Origin of the sequence: Micromonospora sp. NBC_00860 (assembly GCF_045207375.1) — a bacterium.
Taxonomy (GTDB): Bacteria; Actinomycetota; Actinomycetes; order Mycobacteriales; family Micromonosporaceae; genus Micromonospora; species Micromonospora vinacea.
The window spans coordinates 5,083,922-5,104,068 of sequence record NZ_CP108825.1 but is presented as its reverse complement, the minus strand read 5'-3'; the positions used below and the strand labels follow the sequence as shown (position 1 = coordinate 5,104,068).

Below are 20,147 nucleotides of genomic sequence, written 5' to 3'. Positions count from 1 at the left end.
TGCCGCCGCTCCCCGCGGTCCCGGTGACGCCCCGCGCCGCCGCGCGTGACGACGCACCCGCAGAGAGATCGAGATGATGAAGCAGCTGGTGGAGAAGACCGGACCCGATTCCGACGTCGCGCACGAGGTTCTGCCCGGCGACCTGATGACCAACCGTCAGCGGGCGCAACTCGTCCTCGTGCTGGGCGCGTTGATCGCGATCGGCCCGTTGACCATCGACATGTACCTGCCCGCGCTGCCCGCCATCACGGCGGGCCTGCAGACCACCGAGACCGCTGTGCAGTTGACGCTGACCGGCACGCTGGTCGGCCTCGCGTTGGGCCAGTTGCTGATCGGGCCGCTCTCCGACGTGGTCGGGCGGCGGGTGCCGTTGCTGGCCGGGTTGGCCGCGCACATCGTGGCCTCCGTGCTGTGCGTCTTCGCGCCCAACATCGCGGTGCTCGGCGGGCTGCGCGTACTCCAGGGGCTCGGCGTCGCGGCGGCCACCGTGGTCGCGACGGCAGTGGTCCGCGACCTGTTCAGCGGGGCCTCCTTCGCCCGGATCTTCTCCCGGCTGATGCTCGTCATGGGCCTGGCGCCCATCCTCGCGCCCACGCTGGGCAGTGGCCTGCTGAGCTGGACCGACTGGCGGGGTGTCTTCGCGGCGTTGGCGGTGCTGGGCGCGTTGCTGATCGTCGTGGCCGCGGTCCGGCTCCCGGAGACCCTTCCGGTGGCGCGTCGGCGGCACGGTGGGGTGCGCGCCACAGTGCGCGACTACCGGGGACTGGTCAACGACCGGGCGTTCGTCGGCCTGGTGCTGGTCGCCGGGCTGGCAATGGCCGCCCTGTTCGCGTACGTCTCGGGTTCGTCGTTCGTGCTCCAGCAGGAGTACGGCCTCGACGAGCAGCAGTTCGGCATCGCCTTCGGGGCCGGGGCGGTGGGCCTGATCGGGGCCACCCAGTTCAACGTGCGGCTGCTGCGCCGCTACACGCCGCAGCAGATCCTGGTCAGCGCCCTGATCGCCGGCACGGCGGCCGGCCTGCTGCTGGTCATGTTCGCGGCGACCGGCTTCGGTGGCCTGGGCACCCTGCTCGCGTCCCTGTGGCTGGTCCTGGCCGCCGCCGGCCTCGCCCTGCCGAACGCACCGGCGCTGGCCATGAGTCGGCACAGCGAGGCCGCTGGCACCGCCGCGGCGCTGCTCGGCGCGGTGCAGTTCGGCATCGGAGCGGTGTCGGCGCCACTGGCCGGTCTGTTCGGCACCGGGAGCGTACCGATGGCGATCGTCATCGCGGGCGGCATGGCCGCCGCGCTGATCGTCATGCTCCTCGTCGTGCCCCGCGCCACTCTCGGCACTGTCGACAGGGACCTGGCGGTCGCGCTGCACTAGGGCCTGTGTCAAAGCCCGGAAGGAACGAAAGGGGCGGGCCGGTCCACCGGCCCGCCCCGACGATCAGCGGATCTCGGTGGTGTCCTCGGGGCGCGGTTGACCGCGCGGTGGGGCGGACCAGGGTGACTCGCCACCCACCCGGCGGGGCAACGGGTCGGTCGGTGTCGAGTCGGCCGGGTAACCCAGAGTGAGGGGCGCGGTGTCGCGCTCGGCGGGCGCGGGGGCCGGCCAGTCGGTCATTGTGAAGTCGTCGTCGCGGGGGCCTCCGTCCGACGCGGGGGTGGGTGCCGTGGTCGGCTCGGTCGCCGGGGTCGGCCACTGCCGCCAACGCTGTTGGCTGAACGTGGCCATCAGCAGCAGCAGGCCGATCAGGAAGAGCGTGCCGTTCTCCACGGGCAGCCGCAGCGGCAGTGGATCCCCGAACACCTTCCACTCGTGCGGGATCGCGTCCCGCACGGAGAAGGGCGCCACGAACATCCCGATGTACGGGGTGACCAGCAGCGCACCGGCCACCAACGGGCCCAGCGGTGAGAAGCGCAGCGTGCCGAGCAGGCCCAGCAGGACACCGCCGACACCGAGGTAGACGGCCGGCTCGATCAGGTTGGCGGTGTTGAACGTGCCGATCTCCACCCAGCGGTCGACCGTCCGGCTCGACCCGTCCTGCCCGAGTGTGACCAGCACCCAGGTGATGGGCGCCACCACCAGCCCGGCGAGGAAGCTCCAGAGATGTCGCATCCGCGCACCGTACCGTTTTCGCCATGACTGAGCACCTCTCCGCCGCTCCGAACGGCAAGCCGACCTCGTACTCGCGCGTCACTCTCAGCAAGATCATGACCGCGGTGGACGTGAACCTCTACGGCACCGTGCACGGCGGGGTTCTGATGAAGTTCGTCGACGACGTGGCCGGGGCTGCAGCCGCCCGGCACAGCGGCGGAACCGCGGTGACCGCGGCGATCGACGAGATCGTCTTCTCCGAGGCGGTCCGGGTCGGCGACCTGGTGCACGCGCACGCACAGGTCAACTGGACCGGCCAGACCTCCATGGAGGTGGGTGTGCGGGTGGTCGCCGAGCGGTGGGACTCGGCCGAGGACGCGCCGGTCCGGGTGGCCACCGCGTACCTGGTGTTCGTCGGTGTGGACGTGGGTGGGGCGCCGCGGGTGGTCCGCCCGGTGCTGCCGGAGACGGCGGAGGACGAGCGCCGGTACAAGGAGGCGGAGATCCGCCGGGCGCACCGCCTCGCCCGCCGCCGCGCCATCCAGGCCCACCGCGCTGGGTGACCCACATGAGATGGCGGGGTGGAGTGTGGGTCGGGCACGCGTCGGTTGGCCTACCCGGTGCGCAGAATGGCGCTTCGAGGTAGGGCAAGATGGCGCCACGGCCCAGTCACAGTGTCGTGTCGGGCCAGGGGGAGGGTGGAGCAGTGGGTGACATGCTGTGGGCGCCGCCGGCGGACGTACGCGAGCGGTCCCGGATCGGCGCCTACCTGCGCTGGCTGCGGGAGCACCGCGGGTTGGACTTCGCCGACTACGACGCGCTGTGGCGCTGGTCCACCACCGACCTGGACGGGTTCTGGAGCTCGATCTGGGACCACTTCGAGGTGATCGCGCACACCCCGCCGACCGCCACCCTGGCCGAGCGGGGGATGCCCGGCGCCCGCTGGTTCCCCGGCGCCACGCTCAACTACGCCGAGAACGTGCTGCGGATGCCGGGGCGGGCCGACGACGACCCGGTGGTGATCTCACGCGGGCAGACCCGGGCGCCGGTCACGCTGACCGCCGGGGAGCTGCGCGAGCAGGTCCGCCGGGTGTCGGCCGGGCTGCGCCGGCTCGGCGTCACCGCCGGTGACCGGGTGGCGGCGTACGCCCCGAACATCGCCGAGACGTACGTCCTGCTGCTGGCCACCGCCAGCCTGGGGGCGATCTTCTCGTCCTGCGCGCCCGAGTTCGGCACCCGCAGCGTCACCGACCGCTGGCAGCAGATCGAACCGACAGTGCTGGTCGCCGTGGACGGCTACCGGTACGGCGACAAGCCGGTGGACCGGCGTGCCGAGGTCGCCGCGATCCGGGCCGCCCTGCCGTCGCTGCGACACACCGTCAGCATCGGCTACCTCGACCCGGCCGGCCCCGCGCCCAAGGGCGCGTTGGGCTGGGCCGAGCTGGCCGCGCCCACCGACGAGCCGTCGACGTTCACGCCGGTGCCGTTCGACCACCCGCTCTACGTGCTCTACTCCTCGGGCACCACCGGGCTGCCCAAGCCGATCGTGCACGGCCACGGCGGCATCCTGCTGGAGCACCTGAAGATGCTCGCCCTGCACCACGACCTGGGCCCGGCCGACCGGTTCTTCTGGTTCACCACCACCGGTTGGATGATGTGGAACTTCCTGGTCTCCGGCCCGGCGGTGGGCGCGGCCATCGTGCTCTTCGACGGCAACCCAGGCCACCCGGACCTCGGCGGGCTGTGGCGGCTGGCGGCGCAGACTGGTACGACGTACTTCGGCACCTCCGCGCCGTACCTGCTGGCCTGCCGCAAGGCCGGGTTGGTCCCCCGGGACGTCGCCGACCTGTCGGCGCTGCGCGGTGTGGGTTCCACCGGCGCGCCGCTGCCCGCCGAGGGCTTCCGCTGGGTGTACGAGACCGTCGGCGACCACCTCCAGCTCCAGTCGCTCTCCGGCGGCACCGACGTGTGCACCGGTTTCGTCGGTGGGGTGCCGCTGCTGCCGGTGTACGCCGGTGAGATCGCCTGCCGGGCGTTGGGCGCCAAGGTGGAGGCCCGTTCCGCCGACGGCACCCCGGTCATCGGCGAGCTGGGCGAACTGGTGATCACCGAACCGATGCCGAGCATGCCGGTGGGCTTCTGGAACGACCCGGACGGCACCCGCTACCGCGAGGCGTACTTCGACGTCTACCCGGGCGTCTGGCGGCACGGTGACTGGATCACCATCAACGAGCGCGGTGGCTGCGTGATCACCGGGCGCTCCGACGCCACCCTCAACCGAGGCGGGGTACGCCTGGGCACCGCCGAGTTCTACTCGGTGGTGGAAGGGCTCGACGAGGTGCTCGACTCGGTCGTCGTCCACCTGGAGGACGACGAGGGCGGCGCCGGTGAGCTGCTGCTCTTCGTGGTGCTGGCCGAGGGTCTGGAGTTGGACGACCCGATGCGCGCGAAGATCTGCCGTGAGCTGCGGACGGCGCTCTCACCCCGGCACGTGCCCGACGAGATCCACCAGGTGCGTTCGGTGCCCCGTACCCTCTCGGCGAAGAAGCTGGAGGTGCCGGTCAAGAAGATCCTCACCGGCACCCCGCTGGACCAGGCGGCGGCCAAGGGCGCCCTGGCCAACCCCGAGTCCCTGACCGCCTTCGTCGCCCTGGCCCAGCGCCGAGCCACCGACAGCACGCCCGCCTGACAGCAACCGCGTGGCGGCGCGCTGGTGCGCGGGCCGGGCATGGCGAGAGTCGGGGCCATGGGCTGTCGCGACCCCTTTGCTCTGCTTCAACAGACGCAACAGTTTGGGTCTCGGAGCGTTGCGTCCGGTGAAGCAGAGCAAAGGGCGCTCACACCCATCGGCCCCCGACGCCGCCGGGCGCCCAACCGGACACGGCGGGCGGCCCGCTCAGGGGAGGGTGTGGGTGACCTTTTCGGTGGACTGGCGGCTGGCCAGACGGGTCGGGTCGAGACTCCCGCAGAGGACGACTGTGGCGGCTCGGGCCAGCGGAGCCAGCAGCCAGTCGACCGGGTCGGGGTGCCGGGCGGCGTCGATGAGGACCCGGGCGCCGGGAAGGATGCCCAGCTCGGTGGCGCGGGCCTCGGCGCGGCCCAGCAGGTGCGCGTCGGTGGGGCCCGGGCCGGACTGCGGCGTGAAGTGGTCGCCGTGGCCGCGTACCTCGACGACGTAGTCGGCGAACCCCGGCGGCACCTGCCGTAGCGGGGCGGCGAGCGGGGCCAGCCCGAGCGCGTACCGCTCGTCGGCGGACCAGGACTGCGCCTCGTCGAACTGGTCGGCGGCGGCGAAGAGCACCCCCACGTCGCCCGGCGTGTCGACCACGCTCAGCTTGGCCGACCAGCAGCCCAGCAGCACCGCAGCGGTCTGCCAGTGTGGCGGCAGCAGCACCCCGGCCGGAGTGCCCGGCGCGAGGCCGACCTCGTCGACGAGAAGGTTGGCGGTCTTCGCCACCCAGTTGGCCAGGGTGGCGCCGGAAAGTTCGGTGCGATCGCCGGTGGCGTCGTCGTACCAGGTGAGCAGCGGTCGGGTCGGGTCGGTCGCGATCGCGTCGGCGAACACCCGGGCAATGTTGTCGGCCATCGGCGCGAACGATACGCCAGTGCGGGCCGTACTCGATGACGATGACAAGTCGGCGTACCGTCGGGTCGCAGTCAGCGTCGGCCCCGCGCCCCGGCGTAGGCTTGAGCCCCGGAGTGTTGTTCCCCACAGATCCGTCATTACAAGGAGTCGCCCCGTGACCGCCGGTCGCCCGCCCCGCGTGCTCATCGACGCCACGAGTGTCCCCGCCGACCGTGGTGGTGTCGGTCGATACGTCGACGGTCTGCTCGGTGCCCTCGGCAAGGTGTGCGGGTCGGGGGTGGAGCTGGCAGTGGTCAGCCTCCGCACCGACCTGGAGCGTTACACCCGCATGCTGCCCGGCGCGGAGATCATCCCCGCCCCGGCCGCCGTGGCGCACCGTCCGGCCCGGCTCGCCTGGGAGCAGACCGGCCTGCCGCTGCTCGCCCAGCAGGTCGGCGCGCAGGTGCTGCACTCGCCCTTCTACACCTGCCCGCTGCGGGCCGGGTGCCCGGTCACTGTCACCGTGCACGACGCGACGTTCTTCACCGAGCCGGAGCACTACGACAAGTCCCGCCGCACGTTCTTCCGCAGCGCCATCAAGACCTCGATGCGGCGCGCCAACCGGGTGATCGTGCCCAGCAAGGCCACCCGCGACGAGCTGATCCGGCTGCTCGACGCCGACCCGACCCGCATCGACGTGGCCTACCACGGCGTCGACCAGGCTGCCTTCCACGCTCCCACCGAGGAGGAGAAGGCCCGGGTGCGCGCGCGTCTGGGGCTGGGCAACAGCAGCTACGTCGCCTTCCTCGGGGCCAAGGAGCCGCGGAAGAACGTGCCCAACCTGATCCGTGGGTGGGCGCGGGCGGTGGCCGACCGGGTCGACCCGCCGGCCCTGGTGATCGCCGGTGGGCAGGGGCACGACGAAGACATCGACCGGGCGGTGGCCGAGGTCCCGTCGCACCTGCGTCTGCTGCGTCCCGGTTACCTGCGCTACGCCGACCTGCCGGGTTTCCTCGGCGGTGCCCTGGTCGCCGCGTACCCGTCCTACGGCGAGGGGTTCGGGCTGCCGATCCTGGAGGCGATGGCGTGCGCCGCCCCGGTGCTGACCACGCCCCGGCTCTCGCTGCCCGAGGTGGGCGGCGACGCGGTCGCGTACACCTCGGAGGACCCGGAGCAGATCGCCACCGACCTGGCCGCCCTGCTCGACGACGAGCAGCGGCGGTTGTCGCTGGCGAAGGCCGGGTTCGACCGGGCCAAGGAGTTCACCTGGGAGTCCAGCGCCGAGGTGCACATCGCCGCATGGAGTCGCGCCCGCTCCTGACCGCCAGTGCCGCTGCCGGTGACCCGTGCCACTTCCGGCAGGTACGTCGGGCATGATGTGCGGATGCTCTATGCGGTCATTCCGGCAGGTGGCAGTGGCACGAGGTTGTGGCCGTTGTCCCGCGCTGGCCATCCCAAGTTCCTCCATCCACTGACCGGCACCAGCGCCTCGCTGCTCCAGGCGACAGTGGAACGGCTCGCGCCGCTGACCACACCGGATCGGACCCTTGTGGTCACCGGTGCCGCGCACGTCGCGGCAGTGGCCCGGCAGTTGACCGTGCTGCCGGAGGAGAACATCCTGGTCGAGCCCTCTCCCCGGGATTCCTGCGCGGCGATCGCGTTGGCCGCCGCGGTGATCGCGGCACGCGACCCGAACGCGGTGATGGGCAGCTTCGCGGCCGACCACCTGATCCGCGACCCGGACAGCTGGGTCTGCACGGTCCAGGAGGCGGTCCGCGGCGCCGAGCAGGGCATGCTGATGACCGTCGGCATCACCCCGACCCGCGCGGAGACCGGCTACGGCTACCTGGAGACCGGCGATCCGACCGAGGGTGTGCCGTGGCGGCCGGTGGCCGAGTTCAAGGAGAAGCCGGCCACCGAGGTCGCCGAGGCGTACGTCCGTTCGGGCCGGCACCTGTGGAACGCCAGCATGTTCGTGTGGCGGGTCGACGTCTTCCTCGCCGAGCTGGCCCGCCAGCAGCCGGCGCTGCACGCCGGTGTCGCGGCGATCGCCGCCGCCTGGGGCACCCCGGAGCAGGACGAGGTCCTGGGCGCGATCTGGCCGACCCTGCCGAAGATCTCCGTCGACTACGCGGTGATGGAGGGCGCGGCCACTGCGGGTCGCGTCGCGACGGTGCCGGGCGACTTCGGCTGGAACGACGTCGGTGACTTCCACACCCTGGGCGACGTGCTGCCCGCCGACGAGGCGGGCAACGTGGTGCTCGGCACGGAGGCCAAGCCGGGCGTGCTGCTGCGGGACAGCAGCAACCTCGTGGTCGTGCCGCAGTCGGGTCGGTTGGTGGCCGTCCTCGGTCTGCGCGACCTGATCGTGGTGGACACCCCGGACGCGGTGCTGGTCTGCCCACGTGACCGGGCGCAGGACGTCAAGTCCCTGGTCGACGAGCTCAAGGAGCGAGGCGAAGAGGGCTACGTCTGAGGGCGGCGAGGGCCGGTGCGACCAGTTGGACGGTCCCGCTGGCCAGCGGCTCGGGCAGCTGGTCCGCTGGGAACCAGCCCAGCTCCTCGGCCTCGTCGCTGACCTGCTCCACCGCCGACGGCGGGGCGAGCACGGCGAACCGGACGTCATAGTGCGCCGAGCCGCCCTGACACTGCACCTGGTGCACGTCCACGTCGATCGGCACCGGGTCGATGCGCAGGCCGGCGATGCCGGACTCCTCGGTGGCCTCGCGGAGCGCGGCGGCGACCAGGGTCTGGTCGGTCGGCTCGCAGTGCCCGCCGAGCTGCACCCAACGCCCGAACTTGACGTGCAGGCAGAGCAGCACCCGGGAGCCGGTGGAGTCCAGCACCAACGCGCTGGCGGTGACGTGCCCCGGGCGGTGTTGCCGGCTCATCGCGACCGGGCCGGCGGTGAGCAGCGCGAGGGTCCGGTCCCGCGCGATGGCCGCATCCGGGCTGGTGGGCTGCCAGCCCTCCAGCAACGCTGTGGCGTCGGCGTGCAGCGCCGCGTACGCCTCGGCGTCGGTCGTCTGGCCGTTCGGGCTGGTGATCACGATGTCAGGCACCCCGCCACTGTACGAGCGTGTGCTCCGTACGCTGGCGCGGTGACCTTGCGACTCGTCGAATTCGTGGTGGCCGGTAACGAGGCCAGCGATCTGTTGCCGGTGCGGTCGGCGGCGCTGCTGCGCGCGTACGGTGCCCGAAGGGGCTTCTGGACGGTGCTGGACGAGGGGCCGGTGGAGCGCTGCCTCGCACTGCTGCTGGAGCGCGTTGACGGCGAGTGGACGGACCTGCACGTGCGGGCGGATGCCGGTGTGGAGAACGGGCGGACCGAGGACGGGGAGGCGCTGGCCCACCACGACGGCTGGGTGTACGTCTTCGGCTCCCACTTCGGCTCGAAAGCTGGTCCGCTGCGACCTCGGCGCGCCTTCGTGGCCCGGTTCCGGGAGGACGACGCGGCCACCGGGCCGGTGCCGGTGCACGTGGTGCGCAACTCGTTCCGACTGCACCGGGCGGTGAACGACGCCCTGGCCGCGTCCCCGTTCACCCTCCTGCCGGCGGGGGAGCGGGTGCGGGAACGGTTCATCGTGGAGACGCTGGCGCGGGGGACCGCCCGGGAGAAGAGCTGGGTGAGTCGGCTGGCCCCGGACGACCTGCCGTTGAACGTGGAGGCGGCGGCCTTCACCCCGGCCGGGACGGTGCTGCTCGGGCTGCGTTTCCCGGTCACCGACGCCGGTGAGCCGATCCTGGTCGAGGTGGCCGGTGTGCCGGGTATGTTCACGGCCGACCCGACGTGGCCGCGGGCGGTGGGGGCGTACGTGTTGACCGCTGTCACCCCGCCGGGGCAGCTGACCGGCTTCCGCGCGATCACCCCGACGGTGGACGGCGGGTACGCGGCCGTGATCGGCTCGATCGACGCGCTGGGCAAGGGGTCGGTCCTGCTCGACGACCACCCGGGTGGGGGTGAGGTCACCTCCCGGCACGTCCGTTTCCGGCTTCCCGCCGGCGAGACCGGCGAGGCCGGCGGGGCCGGCGAGGAGCGTCGGCTCGTCGGGGAGGAGGTGGCGGACCTGGCGCCGTTCCATCACGTCGAGGGGGTGGCGGAGCTGGACGGGCGACCGTTCTACGTCACCGACGAGGACCATCGGGTCGCGCTCTGGGTCGGCTGAGTCGGCGCGGGGGGCGGATGACCGGACGGCACCTCCGCGGACCAAGGGCCGCAGACCCTCGTGGTGCCGTCCGATCACCGGGGCCTCCCCGGTCCCGGTGCCCCGGCAGCGCGGGCGTCCAGGACGCGCGGCGCCGTGTTCGGGCATGGGAAGCATGCCGAACCGGCCCCGGAGGCGTCGAGGTTTTTCAGTCCAGGCTTAAAGATGGAGATTACTGCCGGCCAGGTAGAGTCGAACGGTCATCCGGCATCCCCCTGCCGGCGACACGGGAGCGCTCCATGCTGAAGATCCACTTTTCTGGGGAGGACATCCTCCGAACCCGGGTGGCGCCGGCGGCGGACCCGGTCTGGGAGCTGGTCCTCAGCCTGCACGTGCTGCGCGGCCGCAGCCGCGACCCGTTGACGGCCAACTGGCGGCGCACCGTGGCCCGGGATCTGCGCCAGGACTCCGCCTCGGAGCAGCTCCGCCTGCTCTTCGCGTTGAACCCACCGCGTGGCTACTTCCCCGACTTCCTCACCCCGTACGCCAGCGTCGAGGGCTTCGAGGCCGGGCTGGACGCGCTGCGCCGTACGCCCGCCGAGCTGCTGCACCGCGACCTGAGCGTGCTGGCCGCCGAGAATCAGCTGCCCTCCTCGGCGGCCGCGCTGGCCCGGGGTGAGGCGTCGGCGCTGCACCACCTGGCCGACTCGATGGAGCAGTACCGGTCCCTGGCGATCAGCCCGTACTGGAGTCGGATCCAGGCCGCAGTGGCGGCGGACCGCGCCCGGCGGGCGCGGGCGCTGCTCGACGGCGGTGTCGAGGGCCTGCTCACCAGCCTCCGACCGGCGATGCGCTGGGAGAGCGGGGTGCTGGAGGTCCGCAGTTATCCGCACAGCCGGGAGCTGCACCTGGACGGCCGTGGGTTGCTGCTGGTGCCGTCGTTCTTCTGCGCGGCCACCCCTGTCGCACTGCTCGACCCGGCGCTGCCACCGGTGCTGGTCTACCCGGTGGACCGGCTGGGCGCGCTGGTGTCGCCCGACGCCGGCGGCGGTTCCGCGTCCGGTGCCGCCCGCGAATCACTCGCCGCGCTGCTGGGCCGAACCAGGGCGGCGGTGTTGCAGGCCAGCGACGAGGGCTGCACCACCGGCGAGGTCGCCCGCCAGCTCAACATCTCACCGGCGGCGGCGAGCCAGCACGCCACTGTGCTGCGCAACGCTGGCCTGCTGGTCAGCCACCGCGAACGCAACAGCGTGCTGCACACGTTGACCCCGCTGGGCCGGGCCATGCTTGACGCGTGACCCGGCCGTTCCACACCGGGCGGGGCCGCGGCGTGCGCCGGGCTTCGGAGCGTGCGCTGGGCTTCAGGGCGCGCGCTCGCCGTGCTTCAGGGCGCGGGCGCGGCGTGCGCCGGGCTTCAGAGCGCGAGCGCGGCGCTCGCCGGGCTGCCGGGCGGTGGCGGCAGCAGGGTCGACCCGACGCCCTCGGCGGCCAGGGCGGCGCGCAGCCGGTGCAGGTCGGCGCCGAAGCGGACCAGCCCGATCGGCTCGACGGGTGTCGGGGCCGAGCCGAGCAGCAGGGCGGCGCCGTCCGGCCAGCCGGGCATCTCGGCGACCAGGCCGGCGCGTACCTCGGCCTCGTCGACCACTGTGAAGACAGTGCCGGGGGCGACCACCTCGGCGACCGCGTCGATCGCCCGTCGCACCGCGCCCAGGTCGGCCGGCGTCGGGCCGGGACCGTCGGCCAGGGTGGCGGCGTCGGACAGCCCGGCGGCGCGGGCCTCGGCGGTACCGAGTGAGAACAGGTCCTGTGCCGCGTCGCGGATCAGCGCCCGCGCGCCACCGGCGTCGTCCGAGTCGGTGGCGGGCAGGTAGCCCCGCACCACAGCGACGGGCACCTGATCGCACTTGCCCTTGATCAGCTCGCCGGCGCCCGCCAGCTCGTCCACCACGGCCATCTGGGTCAACTGCAACTCGTTGCCGTACGGGTCGATCTCGCCCCGGTGGTCGCGGATGGCCGGCATCCCGGCCACGCCGAGCGCCACGTCGGTGAGTCCGTTGCGCCAGGGCCGACCCATCGTGTCGCTGATGATCACGGCCAGGTCCAGGTCGTAGCGTTCCCGCAGCGCGTCCCGCAGAGCCCGCGCCGAGGCATCCGGGTCGACAGGCAGCAGCACCAGCTGGGTCTTGTCCACGTTCGACGCGTCGATCCCCGCCGAGGCCATCACGAAGCCGTGATGGGTCTGCACGATCCGGGTCGCACCCCGGCTGGCGACCACCCGGGCGGTCTCACCGGCCAGGACGTCGTCCCGTGCGGCCAGCCGTTCCGGCCCGTCCGCCGGCACGTCGACCAGTCGCCCCTCCGCCTTGGAAACGATCTTGCTGGTCACCACCAGCACGTCGCCGTTGCGCAGCCACGGCGCGGCGGTCGCGATCACCGCGGCCAGGTCGTCGCCCTCGGTCACGTGGCCGATGCCGAGCACCGGCAGAATCTCCAGCCTCACGTCAACTCCACCGCGGCGCGGACCATGGCCGCCGTCGCCGCCTCGTCGGTCATCCGCAGCGGCACCGCGCGGACCGTCACCTCGGGCACAACAGTGCCCGCGTCCTCCTCGGCCACCAGCCAACCGTCGAGCAGACCGCCGCTGGCCCTGCCGCCGTAGAGGCGACCCACCCCCGCCGCGCTGCACTCGACACCGAGCACTGCCAGACAGCGGTCGGCCATCCCCCGTACCGGCGCGCCGCCGATGATCGGGGAGACACCCACCACCGGCGCCGGGCCGTCCGCCACGGCCTCACGCAGCCCCGGTACGGCCAGCACCGGCGCGACGCTCACCACCGGGTTGCTCGGTGCGATCAGCACCAGGTCGGCCGAGGCGATCGCGTCCAGCACCCCGGGTGCCGGCTTCGCCGTCTCCGCGCCGACGAACACGAACCGCTGAGTGGGGATGTCGGCCCGGTACCGCACCCACCACTCCTGGAAGTGGATCGCCCGCTGACCCTCGTCGTCGTCGACCACGGCATGGGTCTCCAGACGGTCGTCCGTCGCCGGCAACAGGCGTACGCCCGGCTCCCAGCGGCTGGCCAACGCCTCGGTGACCGCGCTCAACGGGTAACCGCCGTTGAGCATGGTGCTGCGGACCAGGTGGGTGGCGATGTCCTTGTCACCGAGGCCGAACCAGGTCGGCTGTGCCCCGTACGCGGCCAACTCCTGCTTGACCGTCCAACTCTCGCCGACCCGACCCCAGCCCCGTTCCGGGTCGGCGCCCCCACCGAGCGTGTACATCACGCTGTCCAGGTCGGGGCAGATCTTCAACCCGTGTAACCACAGGTCGTCGCCGACGTTGACCACGGCGGTCACCTCCGCGCCGACGTCACGGGCGTACGCCCGGACCCCGAGCAGGAACCGGGCGCCGCCGATGCCGCCGGCCAGAACCACGATGCGCATGTCGACCATCCTCGCGCACGTGACGCCTCCGATCCGTGGGTGGCCCGCGAGACTAGGCTCACGTGCACCCTGTCCGTTGATGCCCCGAGGGGGAACTCGTGACCAGCCCCGCCGAGCCCGCGTCCGCCGACGCGTCGCAGGCCCGCCAGCTGACCAAGCCACTACGGGAGCTCGCCGCGCTCGCGCTGCTTGGTGCCAACGCCGTGTTCCTCTTCGTGGGCCTGCTCCGGCTGATCGCCCCGAACGACTACAGCTCCTTCACCGACCGGGCGGGCAGCGCCTTCTACGCGTTCATCGGGGTGGAGGCGGTGGGTCTGCCACTGCTGGCGGTGCTGCTGGCCACGCACATCTCGCCGGTGCTGGCGAAGGCGAAGCTGATCACGCAGGCAGCTGTCGTCGAGTACGCGGTCAGCGCCCTGTTCGGCACGCTGACCATGCTGATCTGGACGGTGGGCCGACTGGCCGAGGCCGAGGTGCTCGACGCGCTGCTCGGTGTGCTCACCCGGTTCGCCTGGATGGTGATCTTCGCGGTCGCCGCCTGGGTGGTCTACACCATCTGGCGCGCCCACTACTACGTGCCGCGACCCAAGCCCCAGCCGGGCGTCTACGGCCAGCCGCAGCCGGGCTGGCCGCAGCAGCAGGGTGGGTGGCCGGCCCCGGGTCAGCCCGGCGGCCAGCCGCAGGGTGGATGGCCCGCCCCCGGCCAGCCGGGCGGCTACCCGCAGGCGGGTGGTTACCCGCAGGCCGGCCAGTACGGCCAGCCGTCGCCGCCGTTCCAGGCACCGCAGTCCGCGCCGCCGTTCCAGGCACCGCAGTCGGCTCCGCCGCACCCGCAGTCCGTGCCGCCGTTCCAGGCACCGCAGTCCGCGCCGCCGTTCCCGCAGTCCGGGCCCCCGGCGAACCCCGCCCCGCAGTCGGCGCCGCCGTCCCCGGCCGCGCCGCCGTTCGGGCAGCCGCCGTCGGCCGACCCCACTCAGGCCATTCCGCGTCAGTCCGCCGACCCGACCGAGGTCATCTCCCACCCCACCGACCTGGACACCGACCGGACCCAACACATCAAGCCCAACGACCACCCCGACCAGCCCCGCTGAGTCCGCACCGGTAGATCTTGGACACTTTCCGTTCCGAGTTGACTATTCAGTCCCATGACATCTGTCAGTGTTGAAGTCTCGATACATGTGTCACTTGGCAGGGGCCTTGGGTGTGCTGGTCCATGGTGCCGGGTATGGCTTCTCGGCGGCGTGTCATGAATCTGCTCGATGCCCAGTTGGCTGCTGGGGTGCGGATCAACGCCGCCGAGTTCGCGCGTGAGCATGGGGTTTCGGTCCGTACCGTTTACCGGCATCAGGCACGGATCAGGGATGAGGGCGAGTGGCATGAGCGGTCCCGGCGGCCGCGTAGCAGTCCGCGGACGACGCCACCGGAGTTGGACGCCTGGATCTGCAAGCTGCGCGTCGAACTCGGCGTGGATAACGGGGCTGACTTCATTCGCGACGCGCTGATCGAGGTGCACGCCGCTACCGGTGCGCCGTGGCGGGTGCCGTCGCGATCGACGATCAACCGGGTCCTGGCCCGGCATGACCTGCTCGAACGGAACCCGGCGAAACGGCCGCGCAGCTCGTTTCGGCGGTTCGTCTACGCCCGGCCCCGCGACTGCTACCAAATTGACGCCACGAACGTCCGGCTCGCCGACGGCAGCCTCGCCGCGGTCTTCGACGTCCTGGACGACTGCACCCGAACCCTCGTCGGCTGTCACGCAACGAGCGCGGAGACCGCCGAAGGCGCGGTCACCGCGATCAGGCAGGCATTCGACGAGTACGGCACCCCGGCGATCGTGTTGTCCGACAACGGGACCGCGTTCACCAGCCGATTGACCCGGCCCGGATCGATCTCCACGTTCGTCCAGTGCCTCCTGGACCACAATGTCCGGCCGATCAACTCCAGCCCCTACCATCCGCAGACCTGCGGCAAGGTCGAACGCCACCACCAAACCCTCAAAAAATGGTTGAGCACCCACCCCGCCCCCGCAACCCGCGCGGAACTGCAGAACCTCCTCGACGTCTACCGCCGCTACTACAACACCCAACGACGCCACAGCGCCCTGCCGCGACGCGCCACCCCCGCCCAGGCATGGACACACGCGCCCAGCCTCGGCGGGCCGGCCAGCCTACCGATGCAAACCGACGCCACCCTGCACCGCTGCCTCGTGGGCAGCACCGGCGCCATCACCGTCGCCGGACACCGCACCAGCGTCGGCACCACCCACGCCGGCGCCACCATCACCGCCATCCGCGACCAGAGCCGGATCACCATCTACCACCAAGACGGCCAACCCCTCGGCCACTTCCACCTCACCCCCGACCGGACCTACATCAGCCTCACCCGAGCAGCCTGATCAACAACACCTGACACATCTATCGGGACTTCCCCTTGACACATGACTCGGGACAGCACAGTTCCGAGTTGACGGAAAGTGTCCAAGATTGCCAGCTGCGGGAGGTGTGAACGGCCTGGCGGCGCTGCCGCGATCGTTCAGTGCCGTTTCCCACGCTGCGGGCTGGGACTGGTTGGGTGGCGTCGCACTGCGCATAGGGTGAGTGGATGGTTGATCGCACCCACTCCGGCCCGAGCGATGCGAGCGTGCGGCGGGCCCTGGGCCGGGCCGCGAACGGGCGGGCGCTGGATGTCGACGAGGCGACCGCGCTGCTCGCCGCCCGCGGAGACGCGCTCGACGAACTGCTCCGGATCGCCGGTGGGATCCGCGACGCCGGGCTGCGGGACGCCGGGCGGCCGGGTGTGGTCACGTACTCCAAGAAGGTCTTCATCCCGCTGACCCGGCTCTGCCGGGACCGCTGCCACTACTGCACCTTCGCCACAGTGCCGCACCGGCTGCCGGCGCCGTTCCTGGACCGCGATGAGGTCCTCGCGATCGCCCGGGCCGGTGCCGCGCAGGGTTGCAAGGAGGCGCTGTTCACCCTTGGCGACCGGCCGGAGGAACGGTGGCCGGCGGCCCGGACCTGGTTGGACGAACGCGGCTACGACTCGACCCTGGACTACCTGCGCGCCTGCGCGGTCGCGGTGCTGGAGGAGACGGGTCTGCTGCCGCACCTCAACCCCGGGGTGCTGTCCTGGTCGGAGCTGCAACGGCTCAAGCCGGTCGCGCCGAGCATGGGCATGATGCTGGAGACGACCGCTACCCGGCTCTGGTCCGAGCCGGGTGGCCCGCACTTCGGCTCACCGGACAAGGAGCCGGCGGTCCGGTTGCGGGTGCTCGAGGACGCGGGCCGGGTCGGGGTGCCGTTCACCACCGGCATCCTGATCGGCATCGGGGAGACCCCGGCGGAGCGGGTGGACGCGCTCTTCGCGATCCGCCGCGCCCACCGGGAGTACGGCCACCTCCAGGAGGTGATCGTGCAGAACTTCCGCGCCAAGCCGGACACGGCGATGCGCGGCATGCCGGACGCGGAGCTGCACGACCTGGCCGCCACTGTGGCGGTGGCCCGGTTGCTGCTCGGCCCGAAGGCCCGGATCCAGGCCCCGCCGAACCTCATCGCCGGCGAGTACGACCTGCTGCTGCGCGCCGGCATCGACGACTGGGGCGGCGTCTCCCCGCTGACTCCCGACCACGTCAACCCGGAGCGGCCCTGGCCGCAGATCGACGAGTTGGCCCGGCACACCGAGTTGGCCGGGTTCACGCTGCGGGAGCGGCTGACGATCTACCCGGAGTACGTGCGGGCGGGCGACCCTTGGCTCGACCCACGGCTGTTGCCGCACGTCGGTGCCCTGGCCGACCCGGCGACGGGCATGGCGGTCGAGTCGGCGATGCCGCAGGGACGACCGTGGCAGGAGCCGGAGGAGGTGTTCGGCGGGCGGGTCGACCTGCACGCCACCATCGACACCACCGGCCGCACCGACGACCGGCGCGGCGACTTCGACAGCGTCTACGGCGACTGGTCCGAGGTCGCCGGCAAGGTCACCCCCGAGGCGACCGCGCGCCGTGCGGGCGTACCCGTGGCACCGGCCGGGAGTGGTGCGGACCGTGACCTGGCGGCCGGGCTCAAGCTGGCCGCCGACGACCCGGCGGCGCTGCTCGACCCCCGGCACACCGACGCCGCGCTGGCGCTGTTCGGCGCGGACGGGCCGGCGCTCGACGAGTTGTGCCGCCTCGCCGACGACGTGCGTCGCGCGGCGGTCGGCGACGACGTCACCTACGTGGTCAACCGCAACATCAACTTCAGCAACGTCTGCTACGTGGGCTGCCGGTTCTGTGCCTTCGCGCAGCGTGAGCGGGACGCCGACGCGTACCGGCTCTCCGTCGAGCAGGTCGCGGATCGGGCCGAGCAGGCGTGGGCGGCCGGTGCCAGCGAGGTGTGCCTCCAGGGTGGCATCGACCCGAAGATGCCGGTCACCGGGTACGCCGACATCGTGCGCGCCATCAAGGCCCGGGTGCCCGAGATGCACGTGCACGCGTTCTCGCCCATGGAGATCGTCACCGCCGCCGCGAAGGCCGGTGTGCCGGTGCGTGAGTGGTTGCTCCAACTGCGCGAGGCCGGGCTGGACACCATCCCGGGCACCGCCGCCGAGATCCTCGACGACGACGTGCGCTGGGTGCTGACCAAGGGCAAGCTCCCGGCCGCCGCCTGGGTCGAGGTGGTCAGCACCGCCCACGAGCTGGGCATCCGGTCCAGCTCCACGATGATGTACGGCCACGTCGACCACCCCGGGCAGTGGCTGGCGCACTTCCGGGTGCTGGCCGGGGTGCAGGACCGCACGGGCGGGTTCACCGAGTTCGTGGCGCTGCCGTTCGTGCACACCAATGCGCCGATCTATCTGGCGGGTATCGCCCGGCCCGGGCCGACCTGGCGGGAGAACCGGGTGGTGCACGCCATGTCCCGGTTGCTGCTGCACGGCCGGATCGACAACATCCAGTGCTCGTGGGTGAAGCTCGGCGACGAGGGCACAGTCGCGATGCTCCAGGGCGGCTGCAACGACCTCGGCGGCACGCTGATGGAGGAGACGATCTCCCGGATGGCCGGTTCCGACAACGGTTCGGCGCGTACCGAGGAGCAGTTGCGGGCCATCGCGAAGGCCGCCGGCCGTCCGGCGCGCAAGCGTTCGACTGCGTACGGTCACGCCCGGCCCTGACGTCGAACCTTTCCCCGCCACCGGCCGTACCACGCGGCATGACCAGTGATCAGCGGAAGCGGCAGTGGCCGCGACTGACCCGCCGGCAGACGTTGACCGCCGCGGCCAGCGCCACCCTCGGCGCCGCCGCGCTCACAGTGCCGGGCCTGTCGGCCGCGCAGAACGCCCCCGGCGCGGCCGGTCGAGCCGACGAACCGATCGTCGTGCACCTGCGTGACGCCGACTCCGGAACGATGGACGTCTTCGTCGGTGAGACGCGGATCGAGGTACGCGACCGCGGCCTGGCGGACCGGTTGCGGCGCGCCGCCCGGCGCTGACCCGACCCTCCGCCCCGCCATCCTGTCCCCGCCCAGTGAGGTTGGTCAGTCATGTCTTCCCACCGTGAGGCCCCGGAGATAGCCAAGGATCCGGTCGCCGACAGCTCCGACCTGTACGCGTTCGTCAGCCCCGACAAACGCGACACTGTCACGTTGATCGCCAACTATGTGCCGTTGCAGCTCCCTTCCGGGGGCCCGAACTTCTTCGAGTTCGGCGACGACGTGCGGTACGAGATCCATATCGACAACGACGGCGACGGTCGTCCGGATGTCACCTACCGGTTCGAATTCACCACCGAGATCACCAACCCGAACAGTTTTCTCTACAACACCGGGCCGATCGACTCGCTGGACAGCAAGAACTGGAACCGGCGGCAGTTCTACAGCCTGACCCGGGTGGCCGACGGCCGCGAGCACCGGTTGGCGCACAAGCTGGCCTGCCCGCCGTGCAACGTCGGCCCGCTGTCCACCCCGAAGTACGCCGACCTGGTGCGACAGGCGACCTACTCGCTCTCCACAGGGGAGCGGGTGTTCGCCGGGCAGCGCGCCGACGGGTTCTTCGTCGACCTCGGGGCGATCTTCGACCTCGGCACGTTGCGGCCGTTCCAGCAGCTGCACGTCGCCGGAAAGAAGATCTTCAAGGCCGAGGGGGACCCGGTCAACGCCACCGACCGGATGAACGTGCACAGCATCGCGGTGCAGGTGCCGCTGGAGCGGGTGCGCCGGCGCGCCAACCGGTACGGCGCCGGCGACCGGGCGTCGGTGATCGGGGTGTGGACGTCGGCGTCGCGTCGGCAGGTGCGGGTGCTCGGTGACCGGGGTGGGGCGGACACCTCCACCGGCCCGTTCACCCAGGTCTCGCGGTTGGGAAATCCACTGTTCAACGAGGTCATCGTGCCGATGTCCAAGAAGGACCTGTGGAACTCGCTGCCCCCGTCGGAGGACAAGCGGTTCGCCCAGTTCGTCGAGCAGCCGGAGCTGGCCGCGTTGCTGCCGGCGCTCTACCCGGACGTCTTCCCCAACCTGGACAAGCTCACCAAGGCCAAGAAGGCCCGAGCCGACCTGGTGGCGATCCTGCTCACCGGCGTGCCGGCCGGGCTGATCGACGGCTTCACCAACGCCACCGGCGACGTGCAGGCCGACATGCTGCGACTGAACACCGCGATCCCGCCGACCAGGCGTCCGGACCGGTTCGGGGTGCTCGGCGGGGACCTGGCCGGGTTCCCGAACGGGCGGCGGGTCGGTGACGACGTGGTCAGCATCGCGTTGCGGGCGATCGCCGGGGTCACCGTCCCGCTGGTGGACAAGACGTTCGAACCGGACGCGGCGGCCGCCGCTGTCACCCCGGGGCTGAGCGCCGCCGACGTGACAGCGCCGTTCCTCGGAAACTTCCCCTATCTGGGTACGCCGTACGACGGGTTCAACAACCCGCCGGCGGGGTCCTGATCGGC

General features: G+C 71.9%; 17 protein-coding genes. 12 read left to right on the top strand and 5 right to left on the bottom strand.

Annotated features, from left to right (window positions below; translation table 11 throughout):
- Positions 1 to 73 precede the first annotated feature (73 nt).
- On the top strand, positions 74 to 1,366 hold the full coding sequence (locus OH804_RS23375) for a multidrug effflux MFS transporter (protein ID WP_406059520.1): 1,293 nt from the start codon (positions 74 to 76) through the stop codon (positions 1,364 to 1,366).
- A 63-nt stretch (positions 1,367 to 1,429) separates the two neighbouring features.
- Here the strand turns inward: OH804_RS23375 and OH804_RS23370 are convergent, their stop codons facing one another.
- Entirely contained in the window at positions 1,430 to 2,101 is a 672-nt protein-coding gene (locus OH804_RS23370) for a hypothetical protein (protein ID WP_196921165.1), read from the bottom strand.
- Positions 2,102 to 2,124: 23 nt separating this feature from the next.
- On the opposite strand from OH804_RS23370, the gene OH804_RS23365 reads away from it, so the two are divergent.
- Positions 2,125 to 2,643: an acyl-CoA thioesterase gene (locus OH804_RS23365; protein WP_406059518.1), complete on the top strand. Its 519-nt coding sequence runs from the start codon at positions 2,125 to 2,127 to the stop codon at positions 2,641 to 2,643.
- A gap of 143 nt (positions 2,644 to 2,786) precedes the next feature.
- The gene (locus OH804_RS23360) at positions 2,787 to 4,769 is read left to right on the top strand and encodes an acetoacetate--CoA ligase (protein WP_406059516.1); all 1,983 of its coding nucleotides are present in this window, start codon (positions 2,787 to 2,789) and stop codon (positions 4,767 to 4,769) included.
- Positions 4,770 to 4,976: 207 nt separating this feature from the next.
- Here OH804_RS23360 and OH804_RS23355 read toward each other — a convergent pair whose 3' ends face one another.
- On the bottom strand, positions 4,977 to 5,666 hold the full coding sequence (locus OH804_RS23355) for a TIGR03089 family protein (RefSeq protein WP_406059514.1): 690 nt from the start codon (positions 5,664 to 5,666) through the stop codon (positions 4,977 to 4,979).
- Positions 5,667 to 5,820: 154 nt separating this feature from the next.
- Here OH804_RS23355 and OH804_RS23350 point away from each other — a divergent pair, with 154 nt between their 5' ends.
- Positions 5,821 to 6,966 (top strand): glycosyltransferase family 1 protein, encoded by a 1,146-nt coding sequence (locus OH804_RS23350; RefSeq protein WP_196921172.1) that lies wholly within the window; start codon positions 5,821 to 5,823, stop codon positions 6,964 to 6,966.
- A 63-nt stretch (positions 6,967 to 7,029) separates the two neighbouring features.
- A complete protein-coding gene (locus OH804_RS23345; protein WP_196921174.1) occupies positions 7,030 to 8,121 on the top strand; it encodes a mannose-1-phosphate guanylyltransferase in 1,092 nt (363 codons plus the stop codon).
- On the opposite strand, the gene OH804_RS23340 is transcribed toward OH804_RS23345, so the two are convergent.
- A complete protein-coding gene (locus OH804_RS23340; protein ID WP_406066641.1) occupies positions 8,090 to 8,698 on the bottom strand; it encodes an NUDIX hydrolase in 609 nt (202 codons plus the stop codon). The genes OH804_RS23345 and OH804_RS23340 overlap by 32 nt on opposite strands.
- Positions 8,699 to 8,746: 48 nt before the next feature.
- Here OH804_RS23340 and OH804_RS23335 point away from each other — a divergent pair, with 48 nt between their 5' ends.
- Positions 8,747 to 9,811: a hypothetical protein gene (locus OH804_RS23335; RefSeq protein WP_406059511.1), complete on the top strand. Its 1,065-nt coding sequence runs from the start codon at positions 8,747 to 8,749 to the stop codon at positions 9,809 to 9,811.
- 278 nt (positions 9,812 to 10,089) lie between these two features.
- Positions 10,090 to 11,088, top strand: a complete 999-nt coding sequence (locus tag OH804_RS23330) for a helix-turn-helix transcriptional regulator (RefSeq protein ID WP_196921178.1) — start codon at positions 10,090 to 10,092, stop codon at positions 11,086 to 11,088.
- A 116-nt stretch (positions 11,089 to 11,204) separates the two neighbouring features.
- Here OH804_RS23330 and OH804_RS23325 read toward each other — a convergent pair whose 3' ends face one another.
- Complete coding sequence (locus OH804_RS23325) at positions 11,205 to 12,290, bottom strand: coenzyme F420-0:L-glutamate ligase (protein ID WP_196921180.1); 1,086 nt, start codon at positions 12,288 to 12,290, stop codon at positions 11,205 to 11,207.
- Complete coding sequence (cofD, locus tag OH804_RS23320; protein WP_196921182.1) at positions 12,287 to 13,234, bottom strand: 2-phospho-L-lactate transferase; 948 nt, start codon at positions 13,232 to 13,234, stop codon at positions 12,287 to 12,289. Before cofD ends, OH804_RS23325 begins: the two co-directional genes overlap by 4 nt.
- A 98-nt stretch (positions 13,235 to 13,332) precedes the next feature.
- Here cofD and OH804_RS23315 point away from each other — a divergent pair, with 98 nt between their 5' ends.
- From OH804_RS23315 to OH804_RS23295, 5 genes are all read left to right on the top strand, one after another.
- Positions 13,333 to 14,325 carry a hypothetical protein gene (locus OH804_RS23315; RefSeq protein WP_406059508.1) on the top strand — a complete coding sequence of 331 codons (993 nt, stop codon included), beginning with the start codon at positions 13,333 to 13,335 and terminating at the stop codon, positions 14,323 to 14,325.
- A gap of 155 nt (positions 14,326 to 14,480) precedes the next feature.
- Positions 14,481 to 15,629, top strand: coding sequence for a DDE-type integrase/transposase/recombinase (locus OH804_RS23310; protein ID WP_406058593.1), 1,149 nt, complete (start codon positions 14,481 to 14,483; stop codon positions 15,627 to 15,629).
- 206 nt (positions 15,630 to 15,835) lie between these two features.
- Positions 15,836 to 18,379, top strand: coding sequence for a bifunctional FO biosynthesis protein CofGH (locus OH804_RS23305; RefSeq protein WP_196921186.1), 2,544 nt, complete (start codon positions 15,836 to 15,838; stop codon positions 18,377 to 18,379).
- A 38-nt stretch (positions 18,380 to 18,417) separates the two neighbouring features.
- Complete coding sequence (locus OH804_RS23300; protein ID WP_196921188.1) at positions 18,418 to 18,696, top strand: hypothetical protein; 279 nt, start codon at positions 18,418 to 18,420, stop codon at positions 18,694 to 18,696.
- Positions 18,697 to 18,747: 51 nt separating this feature from the next.
- On the top strand, positions 18,748 to 20,142 hold the full coding sequence (locus OH804_RS23295; RefSeq protein ID WP_196921189.1) for a DUF4331 domain-containing protein: 1,395 nt from the start codon (positions 18,748 to 18,750) through the stop codon (positions 20,140 to 20,142).
- The last annotated feature ends 5 nt before the right edge of the window (positions 20,143 to 20,147 follow it).

Excerpts from the sequence above, each read along its gene's own strand:
- OH804_RS23295 (WP_196921189.1), top strand. The coding sequence starts at position 18,748 with ATGTCTTCCCACCGTGAGGCCCCGGAGATAGCCAAGGATCCGGTCGCC.
- OH804_RS23365 (WP_406059518.1), top strand. The coding sequence starts at position 2,125 with ATGACTGAGCACCTCTCCGCCGCTCCGAACGGCAAGCCGACCTCGTAC.
- OH804_RS23355 (WP_406059514.1), bottom strand. The coding sequence starts at position 5,666 with ATGGCCGACAACATTGCCCGGGTGTTCGCCGACGCGATCGCGACCGAC.
- OH804_RS23375 (WP_406059520.1), top strand. The coding sequence starts at position 74 with ATGATGAAGCAGCTGGTGGAGAAGACCGGACCCGATTCCGACGTCGCG.
- OH804_RS23310 (WP_406058593.1), top strand. The coding sequence starts at position 14,481 with ATGAATCTGCTCGATGCCCAGTTGGCTGCTGGGGTGCGGATCAACGCC.
- OH804_RS23300 (WP_196921188.1), top strand. The coding sequence starts at position 18,418 with ATGACCAGTGATCAGCGGAAGCGGCAGTGGCCGCGACTGACCCGCCGG.
- OH804_RS23345 (WP_196921174.1), top strand. The coding sequence starts at position 7,030 with ATGCTCTATGCGGTCATTCCGGCAGGTGGCAGTGGCACGAGGTTGTGG.
- OH804_RS23305 (WP_196921186.1), top strand. The coding sequence starts at position 15,836 with ATGGTTGATCGCACCCACTCCGGCCCGAGCGATGCGAGCGTGCGGCGG.
- cofD (WP_196921182.1), bottom strand. The coding sequence starts at position 13,234 with ATGCGCATCGTGGTTCTGGCCGGCGGCATCGGCGGCGCCCGGTTCCTG.
- OH804_RS23370 (WP_196921165.1), bottom strand. The coding sequence starts at position 2,101 with ATGCGACATCTCTGGAGCTTCCTCGCCGGGCTGGTGGTGGCGCCCATC.
- OH804_RS23330 (WP_196921178.1), top strand. The coding sequence starts at position 10,090 with ATGCTGAAGATCCACTTTTCTGGGGAGGACATCCTCCGAACCCGGGTG.